Genomic DNA, 15,722 nt, shown 5'->3' on the forward strand with positions numbered 1-15,722 from the left:
AGGCTCACATCATGAACATCACGGCAACATTCGAAACTCTCGAAGCGCATCATGTTCTGCTCGAACGTGATGGCCGGCATGCGGAGTGGTCTTGGTGATTGCTTGCGGGGGCGCGATTGATAAGGTGCGCCGCGTCAAGAAGACCAAGAAAAGGATATGCCCTTGCCAATTCGCTCCCGCCTGACGGGCCTTCTCGCCGTCACCGCGCTCACGGCCTCGTCGATCTCGCCATCCGTCGCTGCCGATTCCGCGATCAGAATAGGCAACACCGCGCCCTATAGCGGCCCGGCGTCCGCCTACGGCACGATCGCGCGCGCCGAAGCCGCCTACTTCCAGATGCTCAACGATCAGGGCGGCATCAACGGCCGCAAGATCGAGTTCGAGAGTCTCGACGACGCCTATTCGCCGTCGAAGACCGTCGAACAGACTCGCAAGCTGGTCGAGCAGGACGAGGTGCTGGCGATCTTCAGCGCGGTCGGCACCGCGCCGAACATCTCGGTGCAGAAATATCTGAACATCAAGCATGTGCCCCAGTTGTTCGTGTCGTCAGGCGCGACGCGCTGGAACGATCCGAAGCAGTTTCCGTGGACGGTCGGCTTCAATCCGACCTACGAGCTCGAAGGCCGGCTCTACGCAAAATACATCCTGAAGACCAAGCCGGACGCGAAGATCGCGGTCATCACGCCGAACGAAGACGCCGGCAAGGACTATCTCAAGGGCTTCAAGAACGGACTTGGCGAGCATGTCGGCCAGATCGTCGCCGAGACCACCTACCTCACGACCGACCCGACCATCGATTCCCAGATGGTGACGATGCGCGAGTCCGGCGCGGATGTGTTCTTTGCCGAGGCGACGCCGAAATTCGCCGCGCAAGCGCTGCGCAAGGCGGCGAGCATGGGCTGGAAGCCGCTGACCATCCTGCCGACCGTCTCCAACTCGGTCTCCGCGGTGCTGGAGCCGGCTGGGCTTGAGAACGTCATCGGTGTCGTGACCGGGCTCTATTTGAAGGACCCGACCGATCCGCGCTGGGCCGACGATCCCGCGCAGCAGGAGTTTTCGGCCTGGATGAAGAAGTACCAGCCGAATGCGAGCCGGGGCGACCTGTTCAACGTGCAGGGTTACACCGTCGCTCAGGTCATGACGGCGGTGCTGAAGAACTGCAACGGCGACTACAGCCGCGACAACATTATCAAGCAGGCGAGCAATCTGAAGGCGCTCGAATTGCCGATGCTGCTGCCGGGCATCAAGGTGCAGACCGAGCCCGACAATGTGACGCCGATCCGCCAGATCCAGATGGCAAGGTTCGACGGCAAGTCCTGGGCGCTGTTCGGCGACGTGCTGAGCGATAAGTAGTCTGCGTGCATCACAAGCACGGGTTCATGACCGGCTCGCGCGGAATGGCCAAGAGCGCTCTTACGCTGGCCTGGATCTCCTCCGGAGCCATGCTGCGAAGCCGATCAAAATCGTGTCTTTGACAAAGCTGTGGCTGGCGGCTGGCGTCACCGCCGGCGGCTGCTGCACGGCGCTTGAAGGCTTCCAGAGCCTCCTTCGTTGGATGAAGTGATGAATTCTCAAGAATGAATTGGTCTATCGCGATGATGGCCTGATCAATCGCGTCGTCTGCCGGCTGTCGAGATCGCGCGCAAGCCGCTGTTTGCGCCTGAATGGACAGATAGATCGACCAGGCACAAAGAACGGCTCCCGCCCCAGTCTTGTCGACCTCAAACTGTCGAGGCCCCAGAGTCATGCGGTCCTGCGCAAGGGCAAAAGAACCTATCGCTGCTGTGGCGATTGCTGCTCCGATCAGCGTAAGCCGACCAACAAAGCGGGTAATCATGTCACTCAGCGTAGGCTGGCGTTGATCTTGTCCAGCACGGCCGAACCAGGGCACAGCGCCTGCTCGTCCATGGTGTTGAGCGGCGTCTCGACGGTGTCGAGATGGGTATGCAAATCCTCGGCGTCCGGATCGACATAGAGCAGACCGGTAACGATCTGGCCCTTGGCCGCATGCTTTTGCAGGAAGGTCATCGCGCCCAGCCGATCGTGCGGATCGTAGTCGGCGTCGAGCTTGCGCAGCGCGAGCCTGGAACCGTCATGCTGCTCGACCACCTGCACGGTGCCGGGCGCATAATCGACGCTGATCGGCTCGCGGCCGACCAGCACGTCGAGCCGGTTCACCGCGTCGTTGTGTTCGCGGACATAGTCGAAGCTCTTGGTCGAGCCGGCGTGGTTGTTGAAGGCGATGCAGGGGCTGATCACGTCGATGAAGGACGCGCCCTTGTGGCGGATCGCCGCGGCGATCAAGGGAACCAATTGCGTCTTGTCGCCGGAGAAAGAGCGCGCCACGAAGGTGGCCCCGAGCTGCAGCGCGATCGCGACCAGGTCGATCGCGTTGTCGGTGTTGGTGACGCCCTTCTTGGACTTCGAGCCGCGATCGGCGGTCGCCGAGAACTGGCCCTTGGTCAGGCCGTACACGCCGTTGTTCTCGACGATGTAGGTCATGTTGACGGCGCGCCGGATCGAATGCGCGAACTGGCCGAAGCCGATCGAGGCGGAATCGCCGTCGCCGGAGACGCCGAGATAGATCAGGTCGCGGTTGGCGAGGTTGGCGCCGGTCAGCACCGACGGCATGCGGCCGTGCACCGAGTTGAAGCCGTGCGAATTGCCGAGGAAATAGTCCGGCGTCTTCGACGAGCAGCCGATGCCGGAAATCTTCGCCACCCGGTGCGGCTCGATCGAGAGCTCGTAGCAGGCCTCGATGATCGAGGCGGTGATCGAATCGTGGCCGCAGCCGGCGCACAGCGTCGAGATCTTCCCTTCGTAGTCGCGATGGGTATAGCCCAGCTCGTTCTTCTTCAGGCCGGGATGATGAAACTTCGGCTTTGCAATGTAGGTCATGTCACGGCCTTGCGGAGAGGGGTCACCTTGAGGTGGTCCTGGTGGTCGCCGATCGCGTTGGCGATGAAGCGCGCGGTGATCGGCGTGCCGTCATAGTGCAGGATCGGCACCAGCCTGACGGGGTCGATGCCGTTCTCGTTGACGATCAGCTGACGCAGCTGCGCGTCGCGGTTCTGCTCGACCACGTAGACGAAGTCGTGATCGGCGATGAAGCTCGCGACGCTGGAGTGGAACGGGAAGGCGCGGATGCGCATGCGGTCGAGCTGATGGCCGCGCGCCTCCAAAATCCCGATCGCCTCGTCCATCGCAGGCGAGGTCGAGCCGAAATACAGCACGCCGTATTTGGTCGGCTTCGCCGCATTGGCCTGCAGCGGCCGCGGCACCATGTCCTGCGCGGTCTCGAACTTGCGCACCAGGCGCTGCATGTTGTCGGCGTAGACGGCGCCTTCCTCGGAATAGCGTGCGTAGCGGTCGCGCGAGGTGCCGCGGGTGAAGTAGGAGCCCTTGGTCGGATGGGTGCCGGGATAGGTGCGATAGGGGATGCCGTCGCCGTCGACGTCGAGATAGCGGCCGAAGTCGCGGCCTTCCTCGAGCATCTCCGCCGTCATCACCTTGCCGCGGTCGTATTGCTTGGCGTCGTCCCATTTCAGCGGGCGGCACAGCCGGTGGTTCATGCCGATGTCGAGATCGAGCATCAGGAAGATCGTGGTCTGCAGCCGCTCGGCGAGGTCGAAGGAGGCGGCGGCGAATTCGAAAGCTTCCGCCGGATCTTCCGGAAACAGCAGCACGTGCTTGGTGTCGCCGTGCGAGGCATAGGCGCAGGCGATCACGTCGCATTGCTGGGTGCGGGTCGGCATGCCGGTCGAGGGGCCGGCGCGCTGGATGTTCATGATCACGGCCGGGATCTCGGCGAAATAGGACAGGCCGATGAACTCGGTCATCAGCGAGATGCCCGGGCCCGAGGTCGCCGTGAAGGCCCGCGCACCGTTCCAGGAGGCGCCGATCACGATGCCGATCGAGGCGAGCTCGTCCTCGCCCTGCACGATGGCGTATTTCGCCTTGCCGGTCTCGGGATCGTGGCGGTACTTCTTGCAATGGCTGGTGAAGGCTTCCGCCACCGACGATGACGGCGTGATCGGATACCAGGCGCACACGGTGGCGCCGCCATAGACGGCACCGAGCGCGGCCGCGCTGTTGCCTTCCATGAAGATGCGGTCGCCGACCTTGTCGGACTTCTTCACCCGCAGCCCGAGCGGGCATTTCAGGTTCTGCAGCGCCCAGTCGCGGCCGAGATGCAGTGCATGGACGTTGGAGGAGAGCAGCTTCTCCTTGCCCTTGTACTGCTCGCCGATCAGCTGTTCGACCACCTTGGGATCGAGATCGAGCAGGGCACAGAGTGCGCCGAGATAGATGATGTTCTTGAACAGCTGGCGCTGCCTGGGATCGGTGTAGGTCGAGTTGGTGATCGCGGTCAGCGGCACGCCGATGACCGTGATGTCCTCGCGGAATTTCGACGACGGCATCGGCTTGGTCGAATCGTAGAACAGATAGCCGCCGGGCTCGATCGAGGCGACGTCCTTGTCCCAGGTCTGCGGGTTCATCGCCACCATCATGTCGACGCCGCCGCGGGCGCCGAGATGGCCGTCCTCGGTGACGCGCACCTCGTACCAGGTCGGCAGGCCCTGGATGTTGGAGGGGAAGATGTTGCGCGGCGAGACCGGCACGCCGTGACGCAGGATCGAACGCGCGAACAGTTCGTTCGCGGAAGCCGAGCCCGAACCGTTGACGTTGGCGAAGCGGACGACGAAGTCGTTTACGCTGCTGATCGGGCTTTGGACTGACATGTTGATCCCGCTTGAACCATATCGATGAGGTACTTCTGCATGTCCCAGGCGCCGGTCGGGCAGCGCTCGGCACACAGTCCGCAATGCAGGCAGACGTCTTCGTCCTTCACCATGACGCGGCCGGTCTTCAGGTCGCCGGAGACGTAGAGCGCCTGGTCGTGATGTGGCGAGGGGGCTTTCAGCCGCTGCCGCAAATCGTCCTCCTCACCGTTCTCGGTGAAGCTGATGCAGTCCATCGGACAGATGTCGACGCAGGCGTCGCATTCGATGCAGAGCGGCGCGGAAAACACCGTCTGCACGTCGCAGTTCAGGCAGCGCTGCGCCTCGCCGAGCGCGAGCTTGAGGTCGTAGCCGAGCTCGACTTCGGCGCGGATGTCCTTCAGCGCGACCACCTTGTCGCGATGCGGCACCTTGAAGCGCTTGTCGGCGGAGATGTCGTTGTCGTAGCTCCACTCGTGGATGCCCATCTTCTGCGAGGAGACGTGCACCTCGGGCAGCGGGCGCTCATTGATGTCCTCGCCGGACAGCATCTTGTGAATCGAAAGCGCGGCGTCATGGCCGTGCGCCACCGCCCAGATGATGTTCTTCGGCCCGAACGCCGCATCGCCGCCGAAGAACACCTTCGGATTGGTCGAGACGAACGTCTTGGGGTCGACCTTCGGCATGTGCCACTTGTCGAATTCGATGCCGCAATCGGCTTCGATCCAGGGGAACGCATTCTCCTGGCCGACCGCAACGAGCACATCGTCGCAGGGGATCGTCTCATCCGGCTCGCCCGAGGGCACCAGATTGCGCCGGCCCTTGTCGTCGTATTCGGCCCGCACCTTCTGAAAGGTGACGCCGATCAGCTTGCCGGCCACATGCTTGAACGCCACCGGCACCATGTAGTTGAGGATCGGGATATCCTCGTGGATGGCGTCTTCCTTCTCCCACGGCGAGGCCTTCATTTCCTCGAAGCCGGAGCGGACCACCACCTTGACGCTCTCGCCGCCGAGGCGGCGCGCGGTGCGGCAGCAATCCATCGCGGTGTTGCCGCCGCCGAGCACGATGACGCGGCGGCCGATCTTGTCGACATGGCCGAACGAGACGTTGGCGAGCCATTCGATGCCGATATGGATGTTGGCGCCGGCTTCCTTGCGGCCGGGGATGTCGAGCTCGCGGCCGCGCGGCGCGCCGCTTCCGACGAAGATCGCGTCGTAGTTCTCGGAGAGCAGTTGCTTCAGGCTGTCGACGCGCTGGCCGCCCTTGAACTCGACACCGAGGTCGAGGATGTAGTCGGTCTCCTCGTCGATCACGCTGTCGGGGAGGCGGAATTTCGGAATCTGGCTGCGCATCATGCCGCCGGCCTTGGGATCGCCGTCGAACACGGTGCAGTGATAGCCGAGCGGCGCGAGATCGCGCGCCACCGAGAGCGAGGCGGGGCCGCCGCCGACCAGCGCGATGCGCTTGCCGTTCTTCGGGCCCGGCTTCGGCAGCCGATGCTTGATGTCGTCTTTGAAGTCGGCGGCGACGCGCTTCAGGCGGCAGATCGCAACCGGATTGTCCTCGACCCGGCCGCGGCGGCATGCCGGCTCGCACGGACGGTCACAGGTGCGCCCGAGAATCCCGGGGAACACGTTGGACTTCCAATTGATCATGTAGGCGTCGCTGTAACGCCCCTCAGCAATCAACCGGATGTACTCGGGAACGGGGGTGTGTGCGGGGCAGGCCCATTGGCAATCGACTACTTTATGAAAGTAATCCGGCGCCGAGATATCAGTCGGTTTCATTCCTACCTTTGACCCGCGCGAAAAATGCCTGACCGCGCGGCCTTATCGTTGACGACGAACGCTCACGTGGCGTTGTTCTGGTTTTTGAATTGGATCATAGGCTTATCTTATTAGAGCCGTTCCAGAGAAGGCAAAGGCTAAATTGTCTGATCATCCGCTTTCGCGCGGCTGATGCGCGTGTAGCGTTAATCTCAATTGCGTTATGCGGCGGTGCAGCATGCGCGCACCGCCGCATCGTGTTTGTTTGAGTGTGAATCTCCACACAAGCGCTGCGCGTTTGCTTCAGCCGCGCGGCAGATCGCTCTTCGCGATATCCCACAACAGTCTGTAGACGCCGCTGGTGACCACCAGCGGCTTCAAAGCTGCGTTGCCGGTGATGGCTGCCGCGGCGGCAGGGACCACGCTGACATCGGTGGCGTCGATCAGCACGAACCAGTCGCCGGCGCCGGGATCGGCTTTATCGGCGTCCGGCGTCAGCGGCTTCGACAGCACGGGATCGTTCTCCAGGAGATGCATCGAGATGATGCCGTCGCGCGCGGCTGGATCGAGTTGCTCCCGCAATGCAGCGCGGAGCTTGTCCGCCCCGTCGGCCGGCGGGCGGAGCCGGATGATGCCGAGCGCGGCGCCCCGGCCGACGCCGCGGCTGATCGTGATGCGCGCGACCCCGCGGATCATGTTCTGGAAGCGTGCGATGTTGGCCTTCGACCAGTCGGTCTGGTTGGCGAGCGCCTTGCGGTAGGCCGGGCTCTCAAGCACGTCGAAGGTCGCCGTGGAGTAGAGGCTGAGATATTTCGGCTTGCCGTCATCACCCTTGCCGTCTTGGGCGACATAGCGGCGGGCCTCCTCGAATCCGTCGATGGCGACACGTTCTTCGAGATGCTCGCGGTCGTACCAGCGGTTGAATTCAGCTTCGTGTAAGCTGTCGATATCCATCGAGGTCAGCAGCATGCCTTGTCCGGCGATTGGCATCGGGGGCTCCTTCGTTGCCTTGTTTTATCTGTACAATATCGCTGACCGGTGCGGGCCGGGGAAGCCGGTTCCGAGGTGCAAAGAGACTGTGCAGACCAAGGATTGCCACAATTGCCGCAATCCTGTTCAGCGCGCATTCACGGAAGTAGCATTTCCATCCGTACGCCAACCTCGAGAAGAAAAGGGACGACCACTATGAGGCGCATTCTGTGGGCATTGATCGTGGGTCTGGTGTCGTTCGCCGCGCTTCCTGTCCATGCGGAGGACCAGGAGAAGCGTCTCGCGCTCGTGGTCGGCAACGGCGCCTATGAGGCCGGCGCGCTGCAGACCGCCGCAAACGATGCTGGATTGGTGGCGCAGACGTTGCAGGCCGCCGGCTTCGACGTGATCGGGGCGCGCGATCTCGATAGCGAGACGCTCCGCAAGTCGTTCCGCGATTTCATCCAGAAGGTGCAGGACGCGGGGCCCAACGCCGTCGCCTTCGTCTATCTCGCTGGCTATGGCGTGCAGCTCACCGGCGAGAACTACTTCGTGCCGGTCGACGCCAAGATCGCCCGCGACACCGACGTGCCGGTCGAGGCGATCCGCATCTCCGACTACAGCCATCAACTCTCGGCCTTGCCGATCAAGGCTGGCGTGATCGTGCTCGACGCGGCGCGCAGCAATCCCTTCGCCAAGGACGGCCAGCCGCTGGCCGGCGGCCTTGCGCTGGTCGATCCCGATCCGAAGATGCTGATCGCCTTCAATTCCGCGCCCGGCACCGTCGCCCCCGACGCGCGCCGCCCTACGGGCCCTATGCGCAGGCGCTGGCGGAAATGATTCGCGCCGGCGGCCTGACCCTGCCTGAAGTGTTCGACCGCGTTCGCCTGCGCGTCAACGAAATGACCAAGGGCGCCGAGATCCCGTGGAATGCGCAGAAGGTCGACGCGCCCTTCATGTTCTTCGAGCGCAAGCCGGATGCGCCGCCGCAGCAGGTCGATGCCGGACTGCGCACCAAGCCGATCCGCGATTTCCCGGCGCAGGATGCCTACGCGGCCGCGCTGGAGCGCGACACGCTGCAGGGCTACGAGGATTACCTGCAGGCCTATCCGAACGATCCGCAGGCCAAGCGGGTGCGCGTGATCGTGGCGGCGCGGCGCGAGGCCATCACCTGGCGGCGCACCTACAACGCCGACTCGACCGATGCGTATTGGTCGTATCTGCGGCGTTATCCGCACGGGCCGCATGCTTATGACGCAAGGCGCCGGCTCGCTTATCTGTCGGCCGCGCTGGAGCCGCCCGCGCAGTTCACCGTGCTCGACTATGACGTGCCGCCGCCGCCGCCCGACGAGATCGTCTATGTCGATCGCCCGGTGCTCTATTACAGCGATCCGGTGTTCGCCTTCGCGCCGCCTCCGCCGCCGCCGGTGTTCTTCCTGCCGCCGCCGCCGCCGGATTTCGTCGTGCTGCCGCCGCCGCCACCGCCGATCGGCCTGTTCGTGCTGCCGACGCCGTTCTTCGTGGCGATGCCGGCCTATGTCGCCGCGCCGGCCTATGTGGTGCCGCCGCAGAACAACATCGTGTTCAACAACATCCACAACACGACGGTCATCAACACGGTGATCAACAATCCCAACCCGACGCCGGCGCAGCTTCATGCGGCCGGAGTGACCGCGGCAATGGGCGGTGCGCCGGTCACGGCGGCACCGCAACTGCCGGCCGCGGCGATGCAGCGCGCCAATCTGGCGCGGCCGGGCGGCCCGCAAGGCGTGACGCCGGCGCAAGGCGCGGCGATGGGAGCCCCTGGCGCTGCGCCGAACGCAGCCACCACACCGAACGCGATGGGCGCGCCGGGTGCACACACCTTACCAGGCGCGAAGAATGGACCGCCGCTGCCGCAGTCGGCGACCGCGCCGCCGAGCGCCGCGCAACAGCATGGCGCCGTGCAGCCTGGTGCCGTGCAGCCTGGTGCCGCGCAACCCGGCGCCGCGCAGCCTGGGGCCGGGCAACCTGGGGCCAAGCCGAATGTAGTCGCTCCCGGCAAGCCGGCGACAGCCATGGCACCTGCCAATGCGCAACCTGCGCCTCCGGCCAAGCCCGGCGTAGCCCCCACGACAAACGCGCCGGCTGCGCCCGCGACCGCCGGCAAGCCGGGGCGGCAGCAACCGCTCAGCCATGCCGCGACCGCGCCGACCACAAATGTAAAGCCGGCACCGGCGCCGCCGCCGGCGAGCCGCGCACCCTCGAGCCGGTCGGCGCCGGCAGCGCGATCGGCACCTGCGCATGCTGCGGTGTCGCCGCCGCCGGTCTCCCGGGCCGCGCCGGTGCGGGCTGCACCTCCACCACGGGCCGCACCTCCGCCGCCGCGTGCCGCAGCCGTTGCGCCGCGCCCGCGCCTGCACCGGCTCCACGCGCCGCGCCGCCGCCACCGCCGGCGATGCAGGCGCAGCGCGCAGCACCGCCGCCGCGGATGGCAGCGCCGCCGCCAAGACCCGCAGCACCAGCCCGAGCCGCCCCGCCGGCATGCCCTCCCGGCAAATGCAAACACTGAGGGCATGACACCATGAGCCGAGCAGGTCAGCCTTCATGAGCATCACGGCCACACTCGGACCGCGGACAGTCGCAAAACTGATGATCGGCACCATCGCGGGGCTGGTGGTTTTCCACCAGCCGGCGCGAGCGGCCGATCTCGCGGCGCAGGACATCGCGCTGCTCGACCGCCTGACCTGGGGCGTCAATGCGTCGAGCGCGGCGCATCTGCGCGAGATCGGCAGCGAACGCTGGCTGCAGGAGCAGCTGCATCCGGCTGGCAGTGCATTGCCGGCGGCCGTCCAGAAACAGATCGAGGCGATGCCGGACGTGCATCGCTTCCCGTTCGACATTGCGGCCTCGTTCGACCAGCAGGGCAAATCCGCCAACCAGGTCGCCGATCCCGAGCAGAAAAAGGCCGCGCAACAGGTCTATCAGCAGGCCATGAACGATCGCGCCCGGCAGGCCGCGGCCCGCACCATCCTGCACGCACTCTATGCACCTGATCAATTGCGCGAACGCCTGACCTGGTTCTGGTTCAACCACTTCAATGTCCACCAGTACAAGTCCAACATCCGCGTGCTGGTCGGCGACTACGAGGATCGCGCGATCCGCGCCAACGCGCTCGGCAAGTTCCGCAACCTGCTGTCGGCGACGCTGCATCATCCGGTGATGTTGCGTTATCTCGACAACGCCGACAACGCGGCCGGCCACCTCAACGAGAACTACGCCCGCGAGATCATGGAGCTGCACACCATGGGAGTCGGCTCCGGCTACACCCAGGCCGATGTCGAGGCATTGGCGCGGATCCTCACCGGCGTCGGCATCGACTTCAAGTCGGAGGATCCGAAGCTGAAGCCCGAGCAGCAATCCCAGCTGGTCCGGGAGGGCGCGTTCGAGTTCAATCCGGCGCGGCACGATTTCGGCGACAAGACCTTCCTCGGCCATCAGATCAAGGGCCGCGGCCTCGCCGAGGTCGATGAAGCGCTCGACATCCTGTGCCGTCATCCCGCGACCGCCACGCATATCGCAAAGCAGCTTGCGACCTATTTCGTGTCGGACAATCCGCCGCCCGCGCTGGTGCAGCAAATGGCGCAGACCTTCCAGAAGACCGACGGCGATATCGCGGCCGTGATGTCGACGCTGGTTCACGCGCCGGAATTCACCGCGAGTCTGAAGGGCGGCGCCAAGTTCAAGGACCCGATGCTCTACGTGATGTCGTCGGTGCGGCTCGCCTATGACACCAAGGTCGTCCTCAACACGCTGCCGATCCAGGGCTGGCTCAATCGACTGTCCGAGGGCCTGTTCAACCACGAGACGCCCGACGGTTATTCGATGCTGTCGGCGGCCTGGAACGGTCCCGGGCAGATGATGCTGCGCTTCGAGATCGCGCGCGCGATCGGCTCGGGATCGGCCGGACTGTTCAAGCCGAACGAGCCCAACGCCGTCGACCAGCCGGCGTTTCCGCTGGTCATGAACGGCCTCTACTTCAGCAACATCAGGCAGACGCTGAGCCCGACCACGCTCGCCGCGCTCGACCAGGCGGTCTCGCCGCAGGACTGGAACACGCTGTTTCTGTCGTCACCCGAGTTCATGCACTGAAAGGGAGGTTCGCCAATGAACCGCCGCGAACTGATCAAGGCCTTCGCCGCTTCCACCTCGCTCACCCTTGCCGGCCGGGTCTGGGCGGCGCCCGCGACCGACGCGCGCCTGCTGGTGGTGTTCCTGCGCGGCGCCTATGACGCCGCCAATGTGGTCGTGCCGGTCGGCAGCGAGTTCTACTACGCCTCGCGCCCGACGCTTGCGGTCGCGCGGCCCGATGCCGGCAATCCGAATGCGGCGCTGGCGCTCGACGCCGGCTGGGGGCTGCATCCGGCGCTGCGCGAGTCGATCTATCCGCTGTGGGCCAGGCGCGAGATCGCGTTCGTTCCGTTTGCCGGCACCAGCGACGACCTGTCGCGCAGCCATTTCGAGACCCAGGACACGATCGAGCTCGGGCAGGCGGTCGGCGGCAGCCGCGACTATCGGTCCGGCTTCATGAGCCGGCTCGCGACCGAGCTGACGCGGGTGAAGCCGATCTCCTTCACCGACCAGCTGCCGCTGATCTTCCGCGGCCAGAACCAGATCCCGAACATCGGCATCGCCAGCGTCAGCAAGCCGGGTGTCGACGACCGGCAAGCGCGGTTGATCAGGGAGATGTATGCGAAAGGCGATCTCGCCAATTCGGTGTCGGAAGGCTTTCGCGTCCGCGACGATGTCTACAAATCGGTCTCCGAAGAGATGATGGCGGCCAACCGCGGCGCTGTGTCGCCGCGCGGCTTCGAACTGTCGGCGCGGCGGATCGGCCGCCTGATGCGCGAGCAGTTCAACCTCGGCTTCGTCGACGTCGGCGGTTGGGACACCCATGTCAACCAGGGCGCGGCGACCCGTTATCTCGCCGACCGTCTCGGCGAACTGGGCAGGGGCCTTGCCGGCTTCTCCGAGGAGATCGGTCCCGCGATGTGGCGCGATACCGTCGTGGTCGTGATCTCCGAGTTCGGCCGCACCTTCCGCGAGAACGGCGACCGCGGCACCGATCATGGCCATGGCAGCGTCTATTGGGTGATGGGCGGCGGCATCAACGGCGGACGGATGGCCGGCGAGCAGGTCCAGGTCGCACAGGCGACGCTGTTCCAGAACCGCGACTTTCCTGTGCTGACCGACTACAAGGCGTTCTTCGCCGGCCTGATCCAGCACGTCTACGGCCTGCAGCAGGCGAGCCTCGAGCGCATCTTCACCGGCATCAAGCCGAAGGACCTGAACCTGGTTTGAAGGGGCGCTGCCAAAATATCGAAAACAACGTAGCCGTCGGTCGCAGGTGTTGTTCCATTTCGGTTATGCTTGGGATCCAGCTAACCGGGAGGCAAGAAAGCCATGATGGGACGGTTTTTCTCGCGACGGGCCGCCGTCGCAGCGGTGGTCGAGTGTTCGTTCCTGTTAGCTCTGGGAGCGGCAGCACCCGCCGCGCATGCCGCCGACGTCAAGGTCATGAGCACGGTCGCGCTCACCCCTACACTCGGCGAACTGATCCCGAAGTTCGAGAGCGGCAGCGGCAACAAGCTAATGGTCGTCTACAGCACGATCGCCGATCTGAAGAAGCGGATCGAGGCGGGCGAAACCGCAGATGTGATGATCCTGTCGCGCACTGCCCTCGACGGTCTAATGACCCAGGGCAAGGTTGCCCAGGGCAGCATCGTCAACGTGGGGAGCTCTTATGTCGCCGTCGGGGTACGTACCGGTGCGCCCAAGCCCGATATCAGCACGGTGGAGAAACTGAAGACTGCGCTTCTCGCCGCCAAATCGATCTCCTATGCCGATCCAGCGAAGGGCGGTGCCAGTGGCGTCTATTTCGCCAGGGTCATTGATCGTCTCGGCATCGCCGACCAGATGAAATCCAAGACCGTCCTGGTGCCGGGCGCCGAAGCAGGCGAACTCGTCGCCAAGGGCGAAGTCGAAATGGGCGTCGCACAGGCCTCGGAAATTGCCGCGGTTCCGGGGACTCAGGTGGTCGGCCCTCTACCCGGTGATTTGAACAGCATGATCGTCTTCGCGGTCGGCATCGGATCCACGAGCAAGGATCCGGCAGCGGCCAGATCGCTGATCGAGTTCCTCACCGGTCCGATCGGTTCCGCGGTGCTCAAGTCCAAGGGAATGGATCCGGCCTAGGTTGTTTTCGCTTCACCACGATAGAAGCGTGCCCCGTCGCGACATCCCCGCGTTTTGCCGAGGATTGCCTTGGCGAAAGCAGCGACAGGTCGGGCAGCATTCAAGAAGAGAGTTCTCGCATTGTTCTCAGACGAGCTTCGCACGGCCGCCTGTTGGTCAAGGAGATTTCGACTCCCGACTGACGAAGAACCTTTTCTCCACCTTCCTGCGGTATGCCAAAGTCTTCTCCGGGCGTACGACGGGACAAGGGGAAATCCGAAATCATGTTGATGGACCGTGGAATTGCCGACGCCGGCGCGATGGGTGAGGGGACTCTGTCTGGTCATCGCTCGCGGCTTGTCAACCGCCGGGCGTTTCTGTTCGGCTCCGCTGCCGGTCTCGCCGCACTGAGCCTGGCTGGTTGCGCATCCGATTACATGAGCCTGGCCGAGGCGGAGAAGGTCTACGGGCCCGTGCCCGACGAGAAATTCCCGATCCCTGCGGTCGATGTTCGCAAGGTCGATCCGAAATATTTTCGCAAGACGGTGCGCTACGACAGCAATGAGGCGCCCGGTACAATCATCGTCGATCCCAGCAAGTACTATGTCTACCGCATTGAAGGTGAGGGAAACGCAACCCGCTATGGCGCCAATGTCGGCCGCGATGGGTTCCGGTGGAGCGGAGAGGCGTATGTCGGGCGCAAAGCCGAATGGCCGACCTGGACGCCGCCCAAGGAGATGATCGCGCGCCAGCCGGAGGCGGGCAAATATGCTCGCGGCATGCCGGGAGGTCTCGACAATCCACTCGGCGCCCGCGTGCTCTACCTCTATCAAAATGGGGTGTACACGCTCTACACGATCTATAGCACCAGCGATCCCGAAACGATCGGGAACGGCATTACGAGCGGCTGCACCGGCCTCCTCAGCCAGGACATGCTCGACCTCTATTCGCGAACGCCCGTCAAAACGAAGGTGATCGTGCTGCCGGCATAGGCAACGGCGTCGGCCACCGGTCCGGGCGTCGCCCGCCCAGACCACACGGCGATGTGAACGGCCCCATGCCCGGTGTCGAAACAAGCAGCTTGACATAGGAGCATATGCACCTATCTTCGCTTATATAAGAGCATATGCTCTCATCTGAAAGGAGCGTCGTCATGAGCGAGGCAACTATTCTGGTCAGCGGTGCGACCGGGCGGACCGGAGGGGCGGCCGTCGACGAACTGCTCAAGATGGGCAAGCGGGTACGCGCCTATGTGCGCTCGGATGGCGAGCGCGCGGCAGCGCTGAGGCAGCGCGGCGTCGATATCTCCGTCGGCGATTTCACGGACATCGACGCTATTCGCGCGGCCATGGAGGGCATTCAATCCGCCTATTTCCTCCATCCGATCGCACCCGGAATCATCAGCGCGGCCGCCTATTTCGCCCAGGCCGCGAGAGAGGCCGGCGTCAGCGCGATCGTCAACATGTCGCAGATTTCGGCGCGCCGGGAATCGGCGAGCCATGCTGCGCAGGATCATTGGGTTTCAGAACGGGTGTTCGACTGGTCAGGCGTTGCGACAACGCATCTTCGCCCGACGTTTTTTGCCGATTGGCTAGTTTACCCGCATTTCGGAAAAGAGATCTGGGCGAAAAAGAAGATCGAATTTCCGTTTGAGAACGGCCGCCACGCGCCGATCGCCAGCGACGATCAGGGGCGTGTCATTGCTCACCTCCTGGCCAAGCCGCAAGGCCATGAGGGCAAGATCTATCCGCTGCACGGGCCGGTGGAGATGAACCACACTGAAATCGCCGCCGAGATGAGCGAAGTGCTCGGCGCCAGGATCGACTACGCGCCGACCTCGATCGCGGTGTTCAAGGAGAAGATGGAGAAGCTCTACAAATTCCCTCCGTTCCTGGTGCAGCACCTGGTCGAAGTCGCCCAGAATTATCGCGACGGCATTTTCTCGGGCACCAACGATGCCGTCGAGAAGATCACGGGAACGCCACCGCTCTCGGTCCGGCAGTTTATCGCGCTGAACCGCGCCGTGTTCGCCTGAACATGATCAAAGCCA

General features: G+C 64.2%; 11 protein-coding genes and 1 pseudogene. 7 read left to right on the forward strand and 5 right to left on the reverse strand.

Features of this window, described 5'->3' with window-relative positions; translation table 11 throughout:
* Positions 1–156 precede the first annotated feature (156 nt).
* Positions 157–1,353 carry an ABC transporter substrate-binding protein gene (locus AKN84_RS20735; protein WP_050422487.1) on the forward strand — a complete coding sequence of 399 codons (1,197 nt, stop codon included), beginning with the start codon at positions 157–159 and terminating at the stop codon, positions 1,351–1,353.
* Between the two features lie 10 nt (positions 1,354–1,363).
* Here AKN84_RS20735 and AKN84_RS20740 read toward each other — a convergent pair whose 3' ends face one another.
* From AKN84_RS20740 to AKN84_RS20760, 5 genes are all read right to left on the reverse strand, one after another.
* The gene (locus AKN84_RS20740) at positions 1,364–1,837 is read right to left on the reverse strand and encodes a hypothetical protein (RefSeq protein WP_050422488.1); all 474 of its coding nucleotides are present in this window, start codon (positions 1,835–1,837) and stop codon (positions 1,364–1,366) included.
* A gap of 5 nt (positions 1,838–1,842) precedes the next feature.
* Positions 1,843–2,898 (reverse strand): 2-oxoacid:ferredoxin oxidoreductase subunit beta, encoded by a 1,056-nt coding sequence (locus AKN84_RS20745; protein WP_050422489.1) that lies wholly within the window; start codon positions 2,896–2,898, stop codon positions 1,843–1,845.
* Complete coding sequence (locus tag AKN84_RS20750; protein ID WP_050422490.1) at positions 2,895–4,742, reverse strand: 2-oxoacid:acceptor oxidoreductase subunit alpha; 1,848 nt, start codon at positions 4,740–4,742, stop codon at positions 2,895–2,897. Before AKN84_RS20750 ends, AKN84_RS20745 begins: the two co-directional genes overlap by 4 nt.
* Positions 4,712–6,511, reverse strand: coding sequence for an FAD-dependent oxidoreductase (locus AKN84_RS20755; RefSeq protein ID WP_050422491.1), 1,800 nt, complete (start codon positions 6,509–6,511; stop codon positions 4,712–4,714). Before AKN84_RS20755 ends, AKN84_RS20750 begins: the two co-directional genes overlap by 31 nt.
* A 282-nt stretch (positions 6,512–6,793) precedes the next feature.
* Entirely contained in the window at positions 6,794–7,480 is a 687-nt protein-coding gene (locus tag AKN84_RS20760; protein WP_050422492.1) for a DUF4286 family protein, read from the reverse strand.
* Positions 7,481–7,675: 195 nt separating this feature from the next.
* Between AKN84_RS20760 and AKN84_RS20765 the strand changes: the two are divergent.
* The 6 genes and pseudogenes from AKN84_RS20765 to AKN84_RS20790 all read left to right on the forward strand — a co-directional run bounded on the left by AKN84_RS20765 (position 7,676) and on the right by AKN84_RS20790 (position 15,707).
* A pseudogene (locus AKN84_RS20765) lies at positions 7,676–10,010 on the forward strand (caspase family protein).
* Positions 10,011–10,045: 35 nt separating this feature from the next.
* Positions 10,046–11,590, forward strand: coding sequence for a DUF1800 domain-containing protein (locus AKN84_RS20770; protein ID WP_430649920.1), 1,545 nt, complete (start codon positions 10,046–10,048; stop codon positions 11,588–11,590).
* A 15-nt stretch (positions 11,591–11,605) separates the two neighbouring features.
* A complete protein-coding gene (locus AKN84_RS20775; RefSeq protein ID WP_050422494.1) occupies positions 11,606–12,799 on the forward strand; it encodes a DUF1501 domain-containing protein in 1,194 nt (397 codons plus the stop codon).
* 216 nt (positions 12,800–13,015) lie between these two features.
* Positions 13,016–13,693 carry a molybdate ABC transporter substrate-binding protein gene (gene modA / locus AKN84_RS20780; RefSeq protein ID WP_157863327.1) on the forward strand — a complete coding sequence of 226 codons (678 nt, stop codon included), beginning with the start codon at positions 13,016–13,018 and terminating at the stop codon, positions 13,691–13,693.
* 263 nt (positions 13,694–13,956) lie between these two features.
* Positions 13,957–14,664: a L,D-transpeptidase gene (locus AKN84_RS20785; protein WP_050422495.1), complete on the forward strand. Its 708-nt coding sequence runs from the start codon at positions 13,957–13,959 to the stop codon at positions 14,662–14,664.
* Positions 14,665–14,825: 161 nt separating this feature from the next.
* Complete coding sequence (locus AKN84_RS20790) at positions 14,826–15,707, forward strand: NmrA family NAD(P)-binding protein (RefSeq protein ID WP_050422496.1); 882 nt, start codon at positions 14,826–14,828, stop codon at positions 15,705–15,707.
* Positions 15,708–15,722: the final 15 nt, after the last annotated feature.

It is taken from the genome of Bradyrhizobium tropiciagri (assembly GCF_001189845.1).
Lineage (GTDB): Bacteria > Pseudomonadota > Alphaproteobacteria > Rhizobiales > Xanthobacteraceae > Bradyrhizobium > Bradyrhizobium tropiciagri.

What these genes read in the sequence shown, in the direction of transcription:
- AKN84_RS20735 (WP_050422487.1), top strand. Translation starts at nt 157, where the DNA reads ATGCCCTTGCCAATTCGCTCCCGCCTGACGGGCCTTCTCGCCGTCACC.
- AKN84_RS20745 (WP_050422489.1), bottom strand. Translation starts at nt 2,898, where the DNA reads ATGACCTACATTGCAAAGCCGAAGTTTCATCATCCCGGCCTGAAGAAG.
- AKN84_RS20750 (WP_050422490.1), bottom strand. Translation starts at nt 4,742, where the DNA reads ATGTCAGTCCAAAGCCCGATCAGCAGCGTAAACGACTTCGTCGTCCGC.
- AKN84_RS20755 (WP_050422491.1), bottom strand. Translation starts at nt 6,511, where the DNA reads ATGAAACCGACTGATATCTCGGCGCCGGATTACTTTCATAAAGTAGTC.
- AKN84_RS20740 (WP_050422488.1), bottom strand. Translation starts at nt 1,837, where the DNA reads ATGATTACCCGCTTTGTTGGTCGGCTTACGCTGATCGGAGCAGCAATC.
- AKN84_RS20760 (WP_050422492.1), bottom strand. Translation starts at nt 7,480, where the DNA reads ATGCCAATCGCCGGACAAGGCATGCTGCTGACCTCGATGGATATCGAC.
- AKN84_RS20775 (WP_050422494.1), top strand. Translation starts at nt 11,606, where the DNA reads ATGAACCGCCGCGAACTGATCAAGGCCTTCGCCGCTTCCACCTCGCTC.
- AKN84_RS20790 (WP_050422496.1), top strand. Translation starts at nt 14,826, where the DNA reads ATGAGCGAGGCAACTATTCTGGTCAGCGGTGCGACCGGGCGGACCGGA.
- AKN84_RS20770 (WP_430649920.1), top strand. Translation starts at nt 10,046, where the DNA reads ATGAGCATCACGGCCACACTCGGACCGCGGACAGTCGCAAAACTGATG.
- modA (WP_157863327.1), top strand. Translation starts at nt 13,016, where the DNA reads ATGAGCACGGTCGCGCTCACCCCTACACTCGGCGAACTGATCCCGAAG.
- AKN84_RS20785 (WP_050422495.1), top strand. Translation starts at nt 13,957, where the DNA reads ATGTTGATGGACCGTGGAATTGCCGACGCCGGCGCGATGGGTGAGGGG.